Source organism: Pseudomonas sp. c313, assembly GCF_055407145.1.
The window spans coordinates 810,922-826,667 of sequence record NZ_JBUZRD010000003.1; the positions used below are offsets into that span (position 1 = coordinate 810,922).

18 protein-coding genes and 1 pseudogene are annotated in these 15,746 nt (G+C 58.8%); 15 read left to right on the top strand and 4 right to left on the bottom strand.

Going from position 1 to position 15,746, the window contains the following annotated elements; translation table 11 throughout:
* Positions 1-3: 3 nt before the first annotated feature.
* Positions 4-342, bottom strand: a complete 339-nt coding sequence (locus tag ACZRKZ_RS13300) for a hypothetical protein (RefSeq protein ID WP_463981803.1) — start codon at positions 340-342, stop codon at positions 4-6.
* A gap of 111 nt (positions 343-453) precedes the next feature.
* Positions 454-1,098 (bottom strand): HD domain-containing protein, encoded by a 645-nt coding sequence (locus ACZRKZ_RS13305; protein WP_463981804.1) that lies wholly within the window; start codon positions 1,096-1,098, stop codon positions 454-456.
* Positions 1,099-1,217: 119 nt separating this feature from the next.
* On the opposite strand from ACZRKZ_RS13305, the gene ACZRKZ_RS13310 reads away from it, so the two are divergent.
* From ACZRKZ_RS13310 to ACZRKZ_RS13320, 3 genes and pseudogenes are all read left to right on the top strand, one after another.
* On the top strand, positions 1,218-1,697 hold the full coding sequence (locus tag ACZRKZ_RS13310; protein ID WP_133101750.1) for a GNAT family N-acetyltransferase: 480 nt from the start codon (positions 1,218-1,220) through the stop codon (positions 1,695-1,697).
* 146 nt (positions 1,698-1,843) lie between these two features.
* A pseudogene (locus ACZRKZ_RS13315) lies at positions 1,844-2,008 on the top strand (SDR family oxidoreductase); the annotation flags it as partial.
* A gap of 136 nt (positions 2,009-2,144) precedes the next feature.
* The gene (locus tag ACZRKZ_RS13320) at positions 2,145-2,948 is read left to right on the top strand and encodes an IclR family transcriptional regulator (protein WP_463981836.1); all 804 of its coding nucleotides are present in this window, start codon (positions 2,145-2,147) and stop codon (positions 2,946-2,948) included.
* Here the strand turns inward: ACZRKZ_RS13320 and ACZRKZ_RS13325 are convergent, their stop codons facing one another.
* On the bottom strand, positions 2,949-4,001 hold the full coding sequence (locus ACZRKZ_RS13325; RefSeq protein ID WP_463981837.1) for an NAD(P)-dependent alcohol dehydrogenase: 1,053 nt from the start codon (positions 3,999-4,001) through the stop codon (positions 2,949-2,951).
* Between the two features lie 216 nt (positions 4,002-4,217).
* Here ACZRKZ_RS13325 and ACZRKZ_RS13330 point away from each other — a divergent pair, with 216 nt between their 5' ends.
* Positions 4,218-5,105, top strand: a complete 888-nt coding sequence (locus ACZRKZ_RS13330; RefSeq protein ID WP_133101744.1) for an AraC family transcriptional regulator — start codon at positions 4,218-4,220, stop codon at positions 5,103-5,105.
* A 74-nt stretch (positions 5,106-5,179) separates the two neighbouring features.
* Here the strand turns inward: ACZRKZ_RS13330 and ACZRKZ_RS13335 are convergent, their stop codons facing one another.
* Positions 5,180-6,844, bottom strand: coding sequence for an electron transfer flavoprotein-ubiquinone oxidoreductase (locus ACZRKZ_RS13335; RefSeq protein WP_463981805.1), 1,665 nt, complete (start codon positions 6,842-6,844; stop codon positions 5,180-5,182).
* 569 nt (positions 6,845-7,413) lie between these two features.
* Between ACZRKZ_RS13335 and ACZRKZ_RS13340 the strand changes: the two genes are divergently transcribed.
* From ACZRKZ_RS13340 to ACZRKZ_RS13390, 11 genes are all read left to right on the top strand, one after another.
* Positions 7,414-8,163 (top strand): electron transfer flavoprotein subunit beta/FixA family protein, encoded by a 750-nt coding sequence (locus ACZRKZ_RS13340; RefSeq protein ID WP_133101742.1) that lies wholly within the window; start codon positions 7,414-7,416, stop codon positions 8,161-8,163.
* Between the two features lie 2 nt (positions 8,164-8,165).
* Complete coding sequence (locus ACZRKZ_RS13345) at positions 8,166-9,095, top strand: electron transfer flavoprotein subunit alpha/FixB family protein (RefSeq protein ID WP_463969855.1); 930 nt, start codon at positions 8,166-8,168, stop codon at positions 9,093-9,095.
* An 82-nt stretch (positions 9,096-9,177) separates the two neighbouring features.
* Complete coding sequence (locus tag ACZRKZ_RS13350) at positions 9,178-9,993, top strand: substrate-binding periplasmic protein (RefSeq protein ID WP_463981806.1); 816 nt, start codon at positions 9,178-9,180, stop codon at positions 9,991-9,993.
* A 9-nt stretch (positions 9,994-10,002) separates the two neighbouring features.
* Positions 10,003-10,359: a DUF4398 domain-containing protein gene (locus tag ACZRKZ_RS13355; RefSeq protein WP_463969857.1), complete on the top strand. Its 357-nt coding sequence runs from the start codon at positions 10,003-10,005 to the stop codon at positions 10,357-10,359.
* A complete protein-coding gene (locus tag ACZRKZ_RS13360; RefSeq protein ID WP_463981807.1) occupies positions 10,356-11,171 on the top strand; it encodes an OmpA family protein in 816 nt (271 codons plus the stop codon). Before ACZRKZ_RS13355 ends, ACZRKZ_RS13360 begins: the two co-directional genes overlap by 4 nt.
* A 225-nt stretch (positions 11,172-11,396) precedes the next feature.
* A complete protein-coding gene (locus ACZRKZ_RS13365; protein ID WP_133101737.1) occupies positions 11,397-12,836 on the top strand; it encodes an aminotransferase-like domain-containing protein in 1,440 nt (479 codons plus the stop codon).
* 93 nt (positions 12,837-12,929) lie between these two features.
* A complete protein-coding gene (locus ACZRKZ_RS13370; RefSeq protein WP_463969859.1) occupies positions 12,930-13,400 on the top strand; it encodes a translation initiation factor 2 in 471 nt (156 codons plus the stop codon).
* Positions 13,401-13,561: 161 nt separating this feature from the next.
* Positions 13,562-13,816 (top strand): YkgJ family cysteine cluster protein, encoded by a 255-nt coding sequence (locus ACZRKZ_RS13375; protein WP_133101735.1) that lies wholly within the window; start codon positions 13,562-13,564, stop codon positions 13,814-13,816.
* A gap of 43 nt (positions 13,817-13,859) precedes the next feature.
* The gene (locus ACZRKZ_RS13380; RefSeq protein ID WP_463981808.1) at positions 13,860-14,465 is read left to right on the top strand and encodes an START domain-containing protein; all 606 of its coding nucleotides are present in this window, start codon (positions 13,860-13,862) and stop codon (positions 14,463-14,465) included.
* Between the two features lie 78 nt (positions 14,466-14,543).
* Positions 14,544-14,804 carry a hypothetical protein gene (locus ACZRKZ_RS13385; protein WP_463981838.1) on the top strand — a complete coding sequence of 87 codons (261 nt, stop codon included), beginning with the start codon at positions 14,544-14,546 and terminating at the stop codon, positions 14,802-14,804.
* Positions 14,805-15,017: 213 nt separating this feature from the next.
* Positions 15,018-15,359: a ribonuclease E inhibitor RraB gene (locus ACZRKZ_RS13390; protein ID WP_133101733.1), complete on the top strand. Its 342-nt coding sequence runs from the start codon at positions 15,018-15,020 to the stop codon at positions 15,357-15,359.
* The last annotated feature ends 387 nt before the right edge of the window (positions 15,360-15,746 follow it).

Below are 15,746 nucleotides of genomic sequence, written 5' to 3' on the forward strand. Positions count from 1 at the left end.
GGCTCAGGGCTGCTTGGGGGCGCCGGGAAGGTTGGAGTCGTCGCCGTGTGGGGTGGCATTTTTGCCCGGCCCCATTTTGCCGTTCTCCACGTCGGTCCCCAGGCCTTGGCGGTTGCCATCGTTGCCTTGGGCGCGCGGGTCGTTGCCCTGGTTGTTAATGGCGCCACCGTTGGTATCAAGGCCGGTGCCCATGGAGTCCTTGGACTCTTGGGTTGCCGGGCTTGGAGGGTTGCCGATAGGGTCTGTCGGGCCGGTGGAGTTGTTTGATGCGGCAAAGCTGCTGAGGGAAACGGCAGACAGCAAGCCAGTGAGAGCGAGGGCAGTCAATTTGGAAGTATTCATGTGGAGCCTCCATATCATTAAAGTCCTTACCTGATATTGGTCAGCCCCCGGTTGCCATTGGTGCCTTGGCAGCGACGAACGGTGCTCCGTTGCTTGTAAGAATTTGTGTGCCTATTGTTCGCCAATCTCCTCAATAAACGACTGCATAAACCCTTTTAACCGGGCATGACGAAGCTGCGCCAAGCGTTGTCCCGTGGCGGTTTGAAAACCATCGGCCAAGTGCAGCAGCTTGGTCTGGAAGTGATCGAGGCAAAAGCGCTTGTCGTCATACTCGCGGTGGCGTGCAGTCGGGTCAGCTGGGTCATACAGCCCGCTGCCCATGCGCCCGGCGGTATAGAACGTGCGGGCGACGCCGATCATGCCGAGGGAATCGAGGCGGTCGGCGTCCTGGACGATTTTGGCTTCCAGGGACTCAGGCGTTAACCCCGCCGAAAAGCTGTGGGTCTCGATGGCATGGGTCACGGCAGCGATGCGCGCAGGCTGCCAGCCGAGGTTTTGCAGGATTCCCCCAGCCTTGGTCGCCGCCAGCGCCGACGCCTTGGAGCGCAGCGGCGAGTTCTTTTCCACGGCCACACAGTCGTGCAGCAACACGGCCGCCAGCAGCACTTCGAGGTCGCCGCCTTCCTCGGCCTGGATCGACCGCGCGTTGTGCCACACCCGCTGCAAATGCGACAGGTCGTGGGCGCCATCTTCCGACGGTTCCAAGGCGTGGGGCAGCAGGGTGGCGGCGAGGTCGGACAATGGCGTGAAGGGCATCGGGTTTCCTATTGTGGGCTATGCGTTGCCATACAAGGTTAGTCGTGAATGAAATTGCACTGCAACCCTTCATAAAACAGCCTTAGTATGTGTTCTTTCTTCATTCACAAGGCCTGTCCATGACCATCGAGATTCGCCCCGCCGTGCCCAGTGATGCCGCACAGATACTGGCCTTTATCACGGAGCTTGCCGACTACGAAAAGGCCCGGCACGAAGTGATCGCCAGCGTGGTGGATATCGAACGCAGCCTGTTCAGCGAAGGCGCCACCGCCCATGGCCTGATCTGTCTGCGGGACGGGTTGCCAATTGGTTTTGCCGTGTTCTTTTTCAGCTACTCGACCTGGCTGGGCAGCAACTGCCTGTACCTGGAAGACTTGTACATCAACCCGGAGCAGCGCGGCGGTGGTGCGGGCAAGAAGTTGTTGCGCCATCTGGCCAAGATCGCTTGTGACAACGGTTGCGGACGTTTCGAATGGAGCGTGCTGGACTGGAACGAACCGGCCATCCAGTTCTACAAATCCATCGGCGCCCAACCTCAGGAGGAGTGGGTGCGTTACCGCATGGAGGGGGACTCACTGCGCGAGTTTGCCCACGGCTGAGTCGTTAAAAAACCGGCTATCGATGCCGGTTTTTTACATTTTTCGTCAATATATGGGATGTTAATTTATATATTGAGATATTTTAAGTTCTGGGTTTATAGTCCCCTGCATCAGCACTCACTACCAAAAATAAAACAGGTGAAGCGATGCAGGCACAACCGTTGTCGTTACCTACGGTGCCGGAGCCAATCTACGGCAATCGGCTGAAGAACAAAATGGTGGTGATCACCGGTGCCGCGCAAGGTATTGGCGAGGCCATTGTTGCCTGCTTCCAGGCTCAGCAGGCGCGTCTGGTTATCGGTGATATCCAGGGCGTGATCGGATGAAGCAGCGTTGATTAAGACTGTGGCAAAAGCGCTTTTTGTGGCGAGTGGGCAAGCCCCCTCGCCACACTAATAGTGACCGCCCATAATGTTCGCCGTTTTCGTACTTCCCAATAGGCCCGATATGCAGGAAAACGCCCATATTCCCGTCAAAGACGCTGCCCCCACCGGCACCCAGACCCTGCTGCGTGGCCTGGGCGTGGTGCAAGCGGTGGCGGCTGGCGCGCGGGATCTCAAGGAAATCGCCCGGCGCATCGGCACCACCCGCAGCACCACCCACCGCCTGGCCAGCTGCCTGGTGGAAGAGCGCTACCTGCGCGTAGTGCCGCAAGTCGGCTACCTGCTTGGTCCGAAACTGATCGAGCTGGGTTTCCAGGCCCGTGAAGAACTGCCTTTGGTAACCCTGGCAGTTCCCTACCTGGACGAGTTGTCGGCGTTGACCGGCGACACCATCCACCTGGCGATCCGCGAATTTGACGACGTGCTCTACCTGCACAAGAATCCCGGCCGCAACGGTCCGGAAATGCGCTCGCGGGTTGGCCATCGCATGCCGCTGGCGCGCACCGGGATCGGCAAGGCCTTGCTGCTGGACGACAGTGTGGAAGAGTGGCAGCGCCTGTATCAGGTCAGCTTGCCAGTGGGTGGGAAGAATATGCAGTGGCCGCAGCACCCGGAACAGTCATGGGCGCAGTTTGAGCAGCGTATGCAGGAATACGTGGTGGGCGATTATGCGTTCGATCTGGAAGACAACGAACCGTCGATCCGTTGCGTCGCGGCACCAGTGCGCGATGCCAGCCGGCGAATTGTCGCCGGCATCAGCATCGCCAGTACCGTGCCCTACATGCCGCTGGAAAAAATGGCCGAGCTGATCCCCGTGGTGAAACAGGTTGCAGCTCGGCTGTCCGCGGAGTTGGGCGCGAAGGCCTGATCAGGCCTTCAAGGTCGCCATGTCGATGACGAAGCGGTACTTCACATCACCGGCGATCATGCGGGTGTAGGCTTCGTTGATCTGGCGGATGTCGAGCATTTCGATGTCGCAAGTGATGCCGTGCTCGGCGCAGAAATCCAGGACTTCCTGGGTTTCGGCAATGCCACCGATCAACGAGCCGGCCAGGACCTTACGGCCCAACACCAGTTTGGCTGCGTGGACTGGCGGCTCTACCGGTTCGATCAGTCCCACCAGAATATGCACGCCGTCAAAGCGCAAAGTATCGAGGTAGGGGTTGAGGTCGTGTTGCACTGGAATGGTGTCCAACAGGAAATCGAAATGCCCGGCCGCAGCTTTCATTTGTTCGGCATCGGTGGACACGATCACGTGATCGGCGCCCTGGCGACGGCCTTCTGCCGCCTTGCTGGCGGAGCGGGTGAACAGCGTCACTTCGGCGCCCATGGCCTTGGCGAACTTGATGCCCATATGACCCAGGCCGCCCATGCCGAGAATCCCGACCTTGTCACCGGCCTTCACGCCATAGTGCTTGAGCGGCGAGTAGGTGGTGATGCCGGCGCAGAGGATTGGCGCGGCGCTGGCCAGGTCAAGCTTGGCAGGGATCTTCACCACAAAATGCTCGCTGACCACGATGCTGTCGGAGTAGCCGCCCATGGTGTTGCTGCCATCCACGCGGTCCGGGGTGGCGTAGGTCATGGTCGGGCCTTCGAGGCAGTATTGCTCCAGGTCCGATTTGCAGGCGTCGCAATGGCGGCACGAGTCAACCATGCAGCCAACGCCCACCAGGTCGCCGACTTTATGAGCGGTGACGCTGGCGCCGACGGCGGTAACCTTGCCGACGATCTCGTGGCCCGGCATCAGCGGGTACACGGCGATGCCCCATTCGTTGCGCGCCTGGTGGATGTCTGAGTGGCAGACGCCGCAGTAGAGGATTTTGATGGCCACGTCATCGGCGCGTGGGCTGCGGCGTTCGAAGGGCATCGGGGCGAGGGGAGTGGTGGCTGACTGGGCGGCGTAACCGATGGCGGTGTACATGGAGAAACCTCGCAAAAACAGTGACAAGTGAGGTGGCCCATTTTCCGCGCCGGGCCTTGGGACGGCCATGGCGATTGCTCCGAGTCTCATGCCTAAAGCTCCGGAGGAGCAGCTAAAAGCAGCAAGTTACAAGCTGCAAGCGATAAACTGCGCGCTCTCTTGCCACTTGCAGTTTGTAGCCCTGCACAGGTCCATGAACTTCCGAGAACTGCTTTTATGCTGACCCTTCACCTCGACGCCAATGCCGCGCTGGTTGCCCTGATTGAGCCCCTGACCCCCCGCGACGGTTTCTGCCCCACGAACTTGCCGGGTGTGCAGGTATTGCGCGCCAGTTGCGACGTGGCGCGAGGGCCGCAGATTTATGAGCCGAGCCTGATGATTGTCGCCCAGGGCAGCAAAGTCGCGTACCTGGGCCCGCGCACCCTGGAGTATGGCGCCGGGCATTACCTGATCCAGGCGATGCCGGTGCCTTTCGAGTGCGAGACCTTTGCCCTGCCCAATGCGCCGTTGTTGGGGGTGACCGTCGGCATTGACCGAGTGGTGCTGGGGGAGTTAGTGATGGCCATGGGCATCAGGCCTGGGCCGCCAGCAGCAGCGCAGACACTTGAGTCGATGAGTTCGGTGGTGCTCGATGACGCCATGCGTGGCTGCGTCGAGCGGCTGTTGCAGTGCCTGCACGATCCGCTGGAGAGCCGGATCATGGGGCCGGCACGGGTGCGTGAATTGTTGTTCACAGCCTTGCGCGGGCCCCAGGCCGATGTGCTGCGAGCGCTGGTAGAACAACAGGGGCAGTTTGCCCGGGTGGCGACCTCGCTGAATCACCTGCATGCCCATTACGCCGAGCCGCTCAATATCGAGACCCTGGCCGGTTATGCGCATATGAGCGCGTCGACGTTTCACGAACATTTCAAGCGCTGCACGCTGTTGTCGCCGGTGCAGTACCTCAAGCGCCTGCGCTTGCTCAAGGCCCAGCAATTGCTGTTGGTGGAGGGCATGGGCGTGGCGCAGGCCGCCCATAGCGTGGGGTATCAGAGTACGTCGCAGTTCAGCCGGGAATATAAGCGCTACTTCGAGCGCAGCCCAGGGGACGAGCGGGCGGCATAAACCTAGACCGCTACGAACAATGAGGCCACAAAAAAGGCCCCCATTTCGGGAGCCTTGATGTTCAAGCAGCAGGCTTACATATTCGGGTAAGTCGGCCCGCCAGCACCTTCCGGCGTGACCCAGGTGATGTTCTGCGAAGGGTCCTTGATGTCACAGGTCTTGCAGTGCACGCAGTTCTGAGCGTTGATCTGGAAGCGCTTCTCGCCGTCTTCTTGGGTGATCACTTCATACACGCCCGCCGGGCAGTAACGCTGGGCCGGTTCATCATAGAGCGGCAGGTTGGTGCCGATCGGGATGCTTGGGTCTTTCAACTTCAAGTGGCACGGCTGTTCTTCTTCGTGGTTGGTACCGGAGATGAATACCGAGCTGAGTTTGTCGAAGCTCAGCTTGCCGTCGGGTTTCGGGTAGTCGATCTGTTTGCTGTCTTTGGCCAGCTTGAGGCAGGCGTAGTCCGGCTTGGTGTCGTGCAGGGTGAACGGTATTTTGCCACCGAGAATGTTCTGGTCGAACCAGTTGAAGCCGGCGCCGATGATCGGGCCGAACTTGTGCATCGCCGGGCCGAAGTTACGGGTGGCGAACAGTTCATCAAAGAGCCAGCTTTTCTTGAAGCTGTCGACGTAACCGATCAGCTCGTCCGCACCTTCGGAACCTACAAGCAGTTGCTCTGCCACGGCATCCGCCGCGAGCATGCCGGACTTCATGGCGGTGTGGCTGCCCTTGATCTTGGCCACGTTCATGGTGCCCAGGTCACAGCCGATCAGCGCACCACCCTTGAACACCATCTTCGGCAACGAATTGATGCCACCCTTGGACAAGGCCCGAGCGCCGTAACTGATGCGCTTGCCGCCTTCCAGGTACTGCTTGAGCACCGGGTGATGCTTGAGGCGCTGGAACTCGTCGAACGGCGACAGGAAGGTGTTGCTGTAGGAAAGATCGACGATCAGGCCGACGACCACCTGGTTGTTTTCCAGGTGATAGAGGAATGAGCCACCGGTGTTCTCATTGCTCATGATGTCCAGCGGCCAGCCGGCGGTGTGTACCACCAGGCCTGGCTGATGTTTGGCCGGGTCGATTTCCCAGATTTCCTTCAGGCCGATGCCGTAGTGCTGGGCGTCGGCGTCACTGTCCAGGTTGAAGCGCTGGATCAGTTGCTTGCCAATATGCCCGCGGCAGCCTTCGGCGAACAGCGTGTACTTGCCACGCAGTTCCATACCTGGGGTATAGAGGCCTTCTTTCGGGTTGCCTTCGCGGTCGACACCCAGGTCGCCGGTGATGATCCCGCGCACCACGCCATTCTCGTCGAACAGCGCTTCCTGGGCGGCGAAGCCTGGGTAGATTTCCACGCCCAGGTTTTCGGCTTGCTGAGCCAGCCAGCGGCACAGGTTGCCCAGGGAAATAATGTAGTTGCCTTCGTTGTGCATGGTCTTGGGCACAAAGAAGTCAGGGACCTTGGTAGCGGTTTCGCTGGAGCGCAGGACATAAATGTCATCGCGCACCACCGGGGTATTGAGCGGGGCGCCCAATTCTTTCCAGTCCGGGAACAATTCGTTCAGCGCCCGTGGTTCAAACACGGCACCGGACAGGATGTGAGCGCCGACTTCGGAGCCTTTTTCGACCACGCAGACGCTGATTTCCTTACCGGCTTCGGCGGCCTTCTGCTTCAGACGGCAGGCGGCAGACAGGCCTGCCGGGCCAGCGCCGACAATGACCACGTCGAATTCCATGTATTCGCGTTCCACAGGCTATCTCCTACTCAAGGCTCTACAGTTTTTTTTCTAATGTGGAGGTTGGGTGTCCCATCCATCGTTTTCCGGGGCCCATATTTCGTGATCTTCGGCGCAAAGGTAACAATGGATCACACACCGCTCTCTCTAAGCGGCGCATTATATCTACACCACCTCCAGCGTCCAATACAAACGTTTGTTTGAATCGTCCGCAACCCACATAAATCAAAGAAGCGCGGCTTATAACTGACCATTTTGCCGTATTGACCGGAATAGGCGTTCCGGTCAATATACGGTCGGTTTTGCGCTTCCCGTAGGCGGACCGCAGGTTTCAAGGCCACCTCCAAAAATAGGGCGAAGGCCATGCAAGGTGACGCGCAGGTATCTGACGGCGCGCAGTTTACACGCAGTGACAATGAATGACTTGCCGGTCACCCCTGACGAACGGTCTTTATTATTGCCAACGTGCAACGTTACCTGTCATGACGGTCTACGTTTTTAGAGGTGCCCTTGTGCGCCGTTGAGCATCTACCGCCAGGTTTGTCCGGGCGGCTTTCTTTTCACCGGAGAGTAACGAGGAAACCATGAAGGTTCTTGTAGCTGTCAAACGAGTGGTCGACTACAACGTCAAGGTTCGCGTCAAAGCGGACAACTCCGGCGTCGACCTCGCTAACGTCAAGATGTCGATGAACCCTTTCTGCGAAATTGCAGTTGAAGAAGCCATACGCCTGAAAGAGAAAGGTGTTGTGACTGAAATCGTCGTCGTCTCCATCGGTCCGACCACTGCTCAAGAGCAGTTGCGTACCGCCCTCGCGCTGGGTGCCGATCGTGCCATCCTCGTTGAGTCTGCTGAAGAGCTGACCTCCCTGGCCGTTGCCAAGTTGTTGAAAGCCGTTGTCGACAAGGAACAGCCACAGCTGGTGATCCTTGGCAAACAGGCCATCGACAGCGACAACAACCAGACTGGCCAGATGCTGGCTGCACTGACCGGTTACGGCCAGGGCACCTTCGCCTCGAAAGTCGAAGTCAGCGGCGACAGCGTTGCCGTGACTCGCGAAGTCGACGGCGGCGCGCAGACAGTTTCCCTGAAACTGCCGGCCATCATCACCACTGACCTGCGTTTGAACGAGCCGCGCTACGCGTCCCTGCCAAACATCATGAAAGCCAAGAAGAAGCCTCTCGAAGTGCTGACTCCGGACGCTTTGGGCGTTTCCACCGCCTCCACCTACAAGACCGTGAAAGTCGAAGCGCCGGCTGCACGCAGCGCGGGTATCAAGGTCAAGTCGGTGGCTGAACTGGTCGAGAAACTGAAAAACGAAGCGAAGGTAATCTAAAAATGACTATCTTGGTAATCGCTGAACACGACAGCAAAGTACTGGCTCCGGCCACGCTGAACACCGTGGCTGCCGCTGCGAAAATCGGTGGTGATATCCACGTGCTGGTCGCTGGCCAGAACGTCGGTGCCGTCGCTGAAGCCGCTGCAAAAATCGCGGGTGTGAGCAAAGTGCTGGTAGCTGACAACGCTGCCTACGCTCACCAACTGTCGGAAAACGTTGCGCCGCTGGTAGCAGAGCTGGGGACTGGCTACAGCCACATTCTCGCGGCAGCTACTTCCAACGGCAAAAACATCCTGCCGCGTGTTGCTGCGCAGCTGGACGTTGACCAGATCTCCGAGATCATTTCGGTTGAAAGCGCCGACACCTTCAAGCGTCCGATCTATGCCGGTAGCGCCATTGCCACCGTGCAGTCCACTGCATCGGTAAAAGTCATCACTGTGCGTGCCACCGGTTTTGATCCGGTTGCTGGCGAAGGTGGTTCGGCTGCGATTGAAGCTGTTGCTGCTGTCCACGATGCTGGCACTTCCAGCTTCGTTGGCGAAGAGCTGGCCAAGTCGGATCGTCCGGAACTGACCGCTGCCAAGATCGTCGTTTCCGGCGGTCGCGGCATGCAGAACGGTGACAACTTCAAGCACCTGTACGCCCTGGCCGACAAGCTGGGCGCTGCGGTCGGCGCTTCCCGCGCTGCCGTCGATGCAGGCTTCGTACCCAACGATATGCAGGTCGGCCAGACCGGCAAGATCGTTGCGCCACAGCTGTACATTGCCGTCGGTATCTCCGGCGCGATCCAGCACCTGGCCGGTATGAAGGACTCCAAAGTGATCGTCGCGATCAACAAGGACGAAGAAGCACCGATCTTCCAGGTGGCTGATTACGGCCTGGTGGCGGATTTGTTCGAAGCCGTACCAGAGCTTTCGAAGCTGGTCTAATCCAGCTGCTTCACTTATAAAGAGCCCGGTCTTTTGACCGGGTTTTTTTATGAGCGCGATTTTTTGATCGGAGAACCATGCCATGGAACTGCGTCGCTGGACTGTACTGCTGGGCCTGTCGCTGGTGCCGACCCTGTCCCTTGCCGCCGGCAAATGCGATCGCCTGGTGGTAACCGGCAGCCCGGATGCGCCGCCCTACCTGTGGCGTGACCCCCAGGACCCTACGCACTTGATCGGCGCTACCGCCGACGTGCTGCAGCAAGTGGCCAAGGACCTGGGCGTGAAAATCGACCTGCTGTATGGCGGCAAGCGCTCTGCGGCGCTGGATGAAGTGCGCAGCGGGCGTATGGATATCCTTGCCGATGCGTCGTTGACCGTCAGCGAGCTGGAAAGCCTGGACTACATCCACCCGGCGCTGGCGCAAACCGACTATCTGGTCTGGACTCGCGCGGGTTCGCCCCAGGCCTACAACCAGGCGACGGACCTGCACGGCCACAAGGGAGCGGTCTCGGAAAAGGCGCGACTGACTCGCGACTTTGAAAACTTCGCCGGTGAACAATTGACCCTGCAGCGCACGCCAACCCTGACCCCGGCCTTTCAGAAACTGCTGCTGGGAGAGGTCGACTACGTGATCGCGGGGCGCTACTCCGGCATGGCCATGGCCCAGACTCTGGGCATGAGCAAAGACCTGGTTGCCTGGGAACCGCCCATCGATCAGCCCGGTCTGTTCCTCGCCATTTCCCACAACTCGGCCTGCAATGATCCGTGGTTACGCGGACAGCTCGCCAAAAAGATGACAGAATTGCCCGCGTCCGGTCTGACGGAGGCCGCTCTGCAGCGCAATCTTGAGCGCTGGAAGGCGCAATTGCGGCAACCCGTCGGAACCCCAACAAAGTAGGGATTTTTAGTGAATATTCGACCTCTTTTCGCGGCCCTCGCCGTTGTAGCCCTGGCGGGATGTGCCGCAGATCCTGCGCCGAATGAACAAATGCGTCTGACCCAGCAAGCCCTGGAACAAGCCACTGCCGTAGGTGCCGTCGCCGATGACGTGCCTGAGTTGAAACTGGCCGAGGGCAAGTTCGCCCAGGCGAAGGCCGAAATGGCTGATGAATCCTTCAAGGATGCCCGTATGCAGGCTGAACAGGCCGAGTTGGACGCCCGTCTGGCAGAAGCGCAGGTGCTGACCCAGAAGAGCCAGGAGGAGTTGGATGTGCTCAACACGCGCATCACCCGCCTGCGCAAACAGCTGGGAGACGCCCAATGAACCTGATGATTCGTGGTTGCTGTGTGCTGCTGCTGGGCAGCGCGGCGCTGGGCGGGTGTGCCAGCCATCCCAGCAGTGAGGTTGTCCTGCAACAGGCCGGTAATGACTTTCAGAAGGTCAAGGAGGACACCAACGTGCTGCGCATCGCCCCCAAGGACGTGATTCGTGCCGGTGAGTCTCTGGCCCGTGCTGACCGTTTGTCCACCTATTGGGGCAGCGGTGCCGACGTGGTGCATTACGCTTACCTGAGCCAGCGCTACAGCGCGATTGCCCGGGAACATACCGAGCAGGTACTCAACGAAGAGCGTGGTGCCAAGCTCGAACTGGAGCGCCAGCGCCTGCAACTGGCCTTGCGCGAGGCCAAGCTGCTCAGCGTGCAGCAGCAGGGCAAGTGGCTGGAGGAGCAGATCGTCAGCCTGGCCACCACCCAGACCGATCGCGGGCTGGTGATGACCCTCGGTGATGTGCTGTTCGACACCGGTGAAGCGGAACTGAAAAACTCGGCGAACCGCACCGTGCTGAAAATCGTCCAGTTCCTGCAACTCAATCCCAAGCGCGTGGTGCGGATCGAGGGCTACACCGACAGTACCGGTGGCGAGCATGAAAACCTCAAGCTGTCCCGGGATCGTGCCCAGGCGGTGGCCGATGTGCTGGTAGACCTGGGGGTCGATGAAAAACGGGTCCAGGTGGAAGGCTATGGCGACCAGTATCCGGTCGAAGTGAACGCCTCGGAGCGTGGCCGTGCGCAGAACCGTCGCGTTGAAATCGTCTTCTCCGATGAAAAAGGCCAACTCGGCGCTGCCCGTAGTTGAAGATCCGTTGTAGGCGCGAGCTCGCTCCTACAGTTTTGATGGGCAACTTGAAACCCGATCCCTGATCGGGCTTTTCATGCCTGAGATTCAGTTCGCAACCCATACAGTTTTTTCTATCACTGGCGCCTGCGCTCGACTATTCTCGCAACTGTCCCCGTACACTTCTAAACTGTGCCGGTATGTTTCACACAAAAATAAAATACCCGTGAAATTGAGTGCTGCGTCATGACCAACCTCCTGCTTTACCAACGTATCGCTCAGCAACTTGCTGAGGATATCCGACGTGGTGTCTATCAACCGGGTGAGCGCGTGCCGTCGGTACGCAAGATGAGCTCCCAGCTCAACGTCAGCCATGCCACCGTGTTGCAGGCCTACGCCAACCTGGAAGACCAGGGCTTGATCCGTGCACGGCCGCAATCCGGGTATTACGTGCACCAGACCCCGGCCCTCACTGCGCCAACGCCGGACATCGCTCGGGTTGAGCGTCCTGGGTTAGTCACCCGTAGCAGCATCATCCAGCAAGTGCTGGTGGAGTCACGTCGCGAAGGCGTGTTCCCGTTGGGCGCGGCCGTGCCAAGTGTCGATTACCTGCCAGTACGGGCGCTGCACCAGCAACTGGCTAAGGTCACACGCTTTCAGAGCCCGCGGGCCTTCAGCTACATGTTCAGCCCTGGTTTTGAACCGTTGCGCCGACAAGTGGCGATCCGTATGCGTGATGCCGGCGTAGTGGTCGATCCTTCCGAGGTGGTGATCACCCACGGCTGCGTTGATGCCCTGCAGATGTCCCTGCGGGTGCTGACGCGGCCCGGTGACCTGATTGCCACCGAGTCGCCGACCTATTACGGCTTGCTGCAACTGGCGGACTTGCTGGGGCTCAAGGTCATCGAGATCCCTAGCGACCCGGCCACCGGCATGAGCCTGGAAGCTCTGCAACTGGCGGCCAACCAATGGTCGATCAAGGCCTTGGTGCTGACCACGCGCCTGAGCAATCCCTTGGGCGGTACCATGCCGGAAGAGCGGCAGAAGCAGTTGCTGCGCCTGGCCTCGGACTTCGATATCCAGGTTGTCGAAGACGATATCTATGGCGAGTTGATGTTTGAGCTGGGCCGCACCAAGGCCCTGAAAGCCTACGATCGCCTGGACCGAGTGATCTACTGTTCCAGTTTCTCCAAGACCCTGTCCCCCGGCATACGCATCGGCTGGATGATCGCCGGCAAGTACCAGCAGGAAATCCAACGGTTGCAAATGTTCAGCACCCATTCGGCGTGCAGCGTCACCCAGATGGGCGCGGCGGCGTACCTGGAGAACGGCGGTTACGACCGTCATCTGCGCTACATTCGTCAGGAATACCGCAAGAACCTCAGTGCCTTTCAACTGGCGGTGCAGCAGTATTTCCCCGAGGGTACGCAGATGAGTCGTCCGAGCGGCGGATTTATCCTGTGGGTCAGTTTGCCTGGGCGGGTCAATACTCAGGAACTGCACGTGCGTGCGCTGCAACAGGGCATCAGCATTGCACCGGGGCTTATTTTCAGTAATACGGAACAGTTCAACCACTGTATCCGCCTCAATTGCGGTACGCCGTGGAATCGCGAGGCTGAACGGGCATTGATGACCCTGGGAATGCTGGCGAACCAGCTGTGCCAGGAGGCGGCGAGCGGTTTTTGAACCGCGCAAAGGGCCCCAGGCTAATCACCACGCTTGTCATGCTGCACTCAACAAGCGAGCATATGGCCCTCTGCCGTTAAAGCTGTTGGCGATATGAATCCTACTTTTCCTGCCGCGTTGTTGATCTGCCTGCTGAGTCTGTGTAACGCCGCGCCGGTGCTGGCTGCTCCCGTCAGTGAGCCTGTTGTGGCAGCGAATGCCGAACCAAAGCCTGTGCCCGCGAAAAAAACAGTCCAGCCCAAAAAAGCTGCTGCCGTGAAGAAACGTGCACCGGTCGCCAGCAAATCCAAGTCGGCCCACGAAGTGGCCCAGACTAAACTGCCGCCAGCCCATCTGGACTTGCGCTTGCCGCAGGACATGGTCAGGCGCCTGCAGCCCCTTGGCACCTTGCCACAGCCGAAAAGCGTGCCGCTGCTCCCGCCGATGTTTGGTGAGAAACCTGTCGACAACAGCGCGTTCCAGATCAACGGCCGCCTGCTGAGCAATGAAATGATGCTACAGCTGCGTAACGAAGAGCGCCGGGACGTGGAAGGTGCGGCGCTGGACTTCGAGTTCAAGCAATAAACTATTCCCGCCAAGGTGACGCGAATCGCTGATCTTCTGTCGCAGACTGGTCAGTCACTTTTGTTTTGTGCGAAAAACCCCTGTTGGACCATTTTAAAACGGCTGTTTAAGGGCGTACTCTAGCCCGGCCATCAACACTTTGCCGTCGAGGACCGCTTGTCATGAAATGCCGTGAAGGCTGTGGCGCTTGCTGCATTGCCCCCTCCATCAGCTCACCGTTACCGGGGATGCCCCACGGCAAACCTGCGGGCGAACGCTGCCTGCATCTGTCTGTCGAACAGTTGTGCCAATTGTTCGGCCAGCCAGAGCGGCCTGCGGTGTGCAGTGCGTTTCAGGCGGATCTGGAGGTCTGTGGCAGCAGCCAGGAAGATGCAATCAGACTGATTGGCTGGTGGGAGCAGATGACGGCGGCTTAGTGGGCATTTCAATGTCGCAACTTAAACAATAAGGAATACAACAATGGGTTCGCTGAAACGACTGGCTGTGTTGTGCGGTTTTACTGTTTTGTTTGCTGCCACTGCCCAGGCCGAAGATTGGCAGACTGCCAAGGATGAAGACGGTATCAAGGTGTCCTTGAGTGAGGTGGCCGGGTCCAAGTACAAGGCTTATCGTGGTGTGACCGTGATCAAGGCGCCATTGGCCAAGGTGCAGGCCTTGCAGGAAGACGCGGTAGGGGCCTGTAAGTGGATCCACGAATGCAAGTCGCAAAAACTGCTCAAGCAGGAAGGCGACAAGAGCTGGACCTACACGCAGTTCAAGGCACCGTTCCCGGTAACTGACCGTGACTCGATCTTGCAGATCACCACCACCCAGGAGGCAGACGGTAGCGTGACCCGCAAGCTGCTGGAAGTGCCTACCTACCTCCCGGAAGAGAAGGGTTATGTGCGTGTGGCCCAGGTCGAAGGCTTCTGGAAGCTGGTGCCTAAAGGCGCCGACCAGACCGAAGTAACCTACCAGGTCCACACCGAGCCAGGCGGCAGCGTGCCGTCGTGGCTGGCCAACAAGTTCGTGGTGGACGCGCCGTTCAACACCTTGAAAGCCCTCAAAGACAGCGCCGAAAAGTAAGCGCGGCCGATCAGGTGCCTCCTGCTTGAGTGGAACGATTGCCAAACCCTCAAGGTCCAGATGTCTGTAAACCCATCCATGGGTTTTATCGAGGAGGCACTGATGCAAAAGTGGCAAATTACCTTCGTTGATGATCATGGCGATCAATCCGTGGAACTGTTCGACTGCGAACAGAAACCCAGTACCGAAGAGGCTGCACGGATGATCCGTGCCAAATTGCTGCCGGTGGCTGCTGAACTGGATCTCAATGACCTGGAAGGCCGCACCAACGAGCCAACGGTCAAAAGCCTGAAAACCCAGAACAGTATTCAAATCCTCAGCATTACCCCTGCTGCCTGAACATTCCCTGTACATCACACACGACCCTCTGGTGGAGGTGATAGCTTCGCGCTACTCTGCAAGGGAGATCAGCGAATGAATCGCTAAGGTCTGGTCTTGTCAGCTACATGCTTATCTCCCAGCGGTGAAACCATTGCCGTATCACCCGCGCCGTTCGAGTGCGGGTTGTGGGAAGCACGGAAAGTCTATCCATCGGTTTGAGGAGGACGTTTCATGAGCACAGCTTATCAAGAAGACATCAGCACCAACGTGTTGCGCCGCATGAAAGAGGGCGGCTTTGATTTTTCACGTTTCCACCCCATCGAGTTCTACGCCATTTTCCCGGATGAGGAACATGCGCGCAGGGCTGCGGGTCGATTTCGTGGGGAATCCCTCAATGCCCAGGTCAGCGTGCGGGATGACGGTGCCGGGTACCTGGAACTGAGCAAAGTAATGTTCGCGACCTACGACGGCATAGGAGACTTTGAGCAAGACTTTGAGGCGGTGGTCGAGCCCTTGGGCGGGATCATCGAAGGATGGGGCGTGAAACAGGAGGTCCGTGGGTTGCCCATGTAGCTTATGAACAACACAGCGTATCGGCTGACCTTTGGGTCGGCCGATTTTGTTTCGGCTCCCGGAAAACCCTCGAGCCATTCTCGGAAATATCCTGCACAAAAAAAGGCCACCCGGGCAGGGTGGCCAAAAGGGAAGACCGGACATGAAGGGGAACCGGTCGGTACATGAGGTACCAAGTTACCGGCGAGGCAATGGGTGAAGCTGTAGGACGTGTCCTGTTCAGCGTGTGGGGGCGATTATCCCCAGTGTTTATCAGGCAGTGAAATCAACTCTGGCTATGCTGGTGATAGGCAAAGCTCGCTTCGCAATGAGGCACGGCGGGCGACGCTGGATCATTTGCTGCACCGGAACGGTGCGGCGTGACTAATATCCATACCCAACTGATTG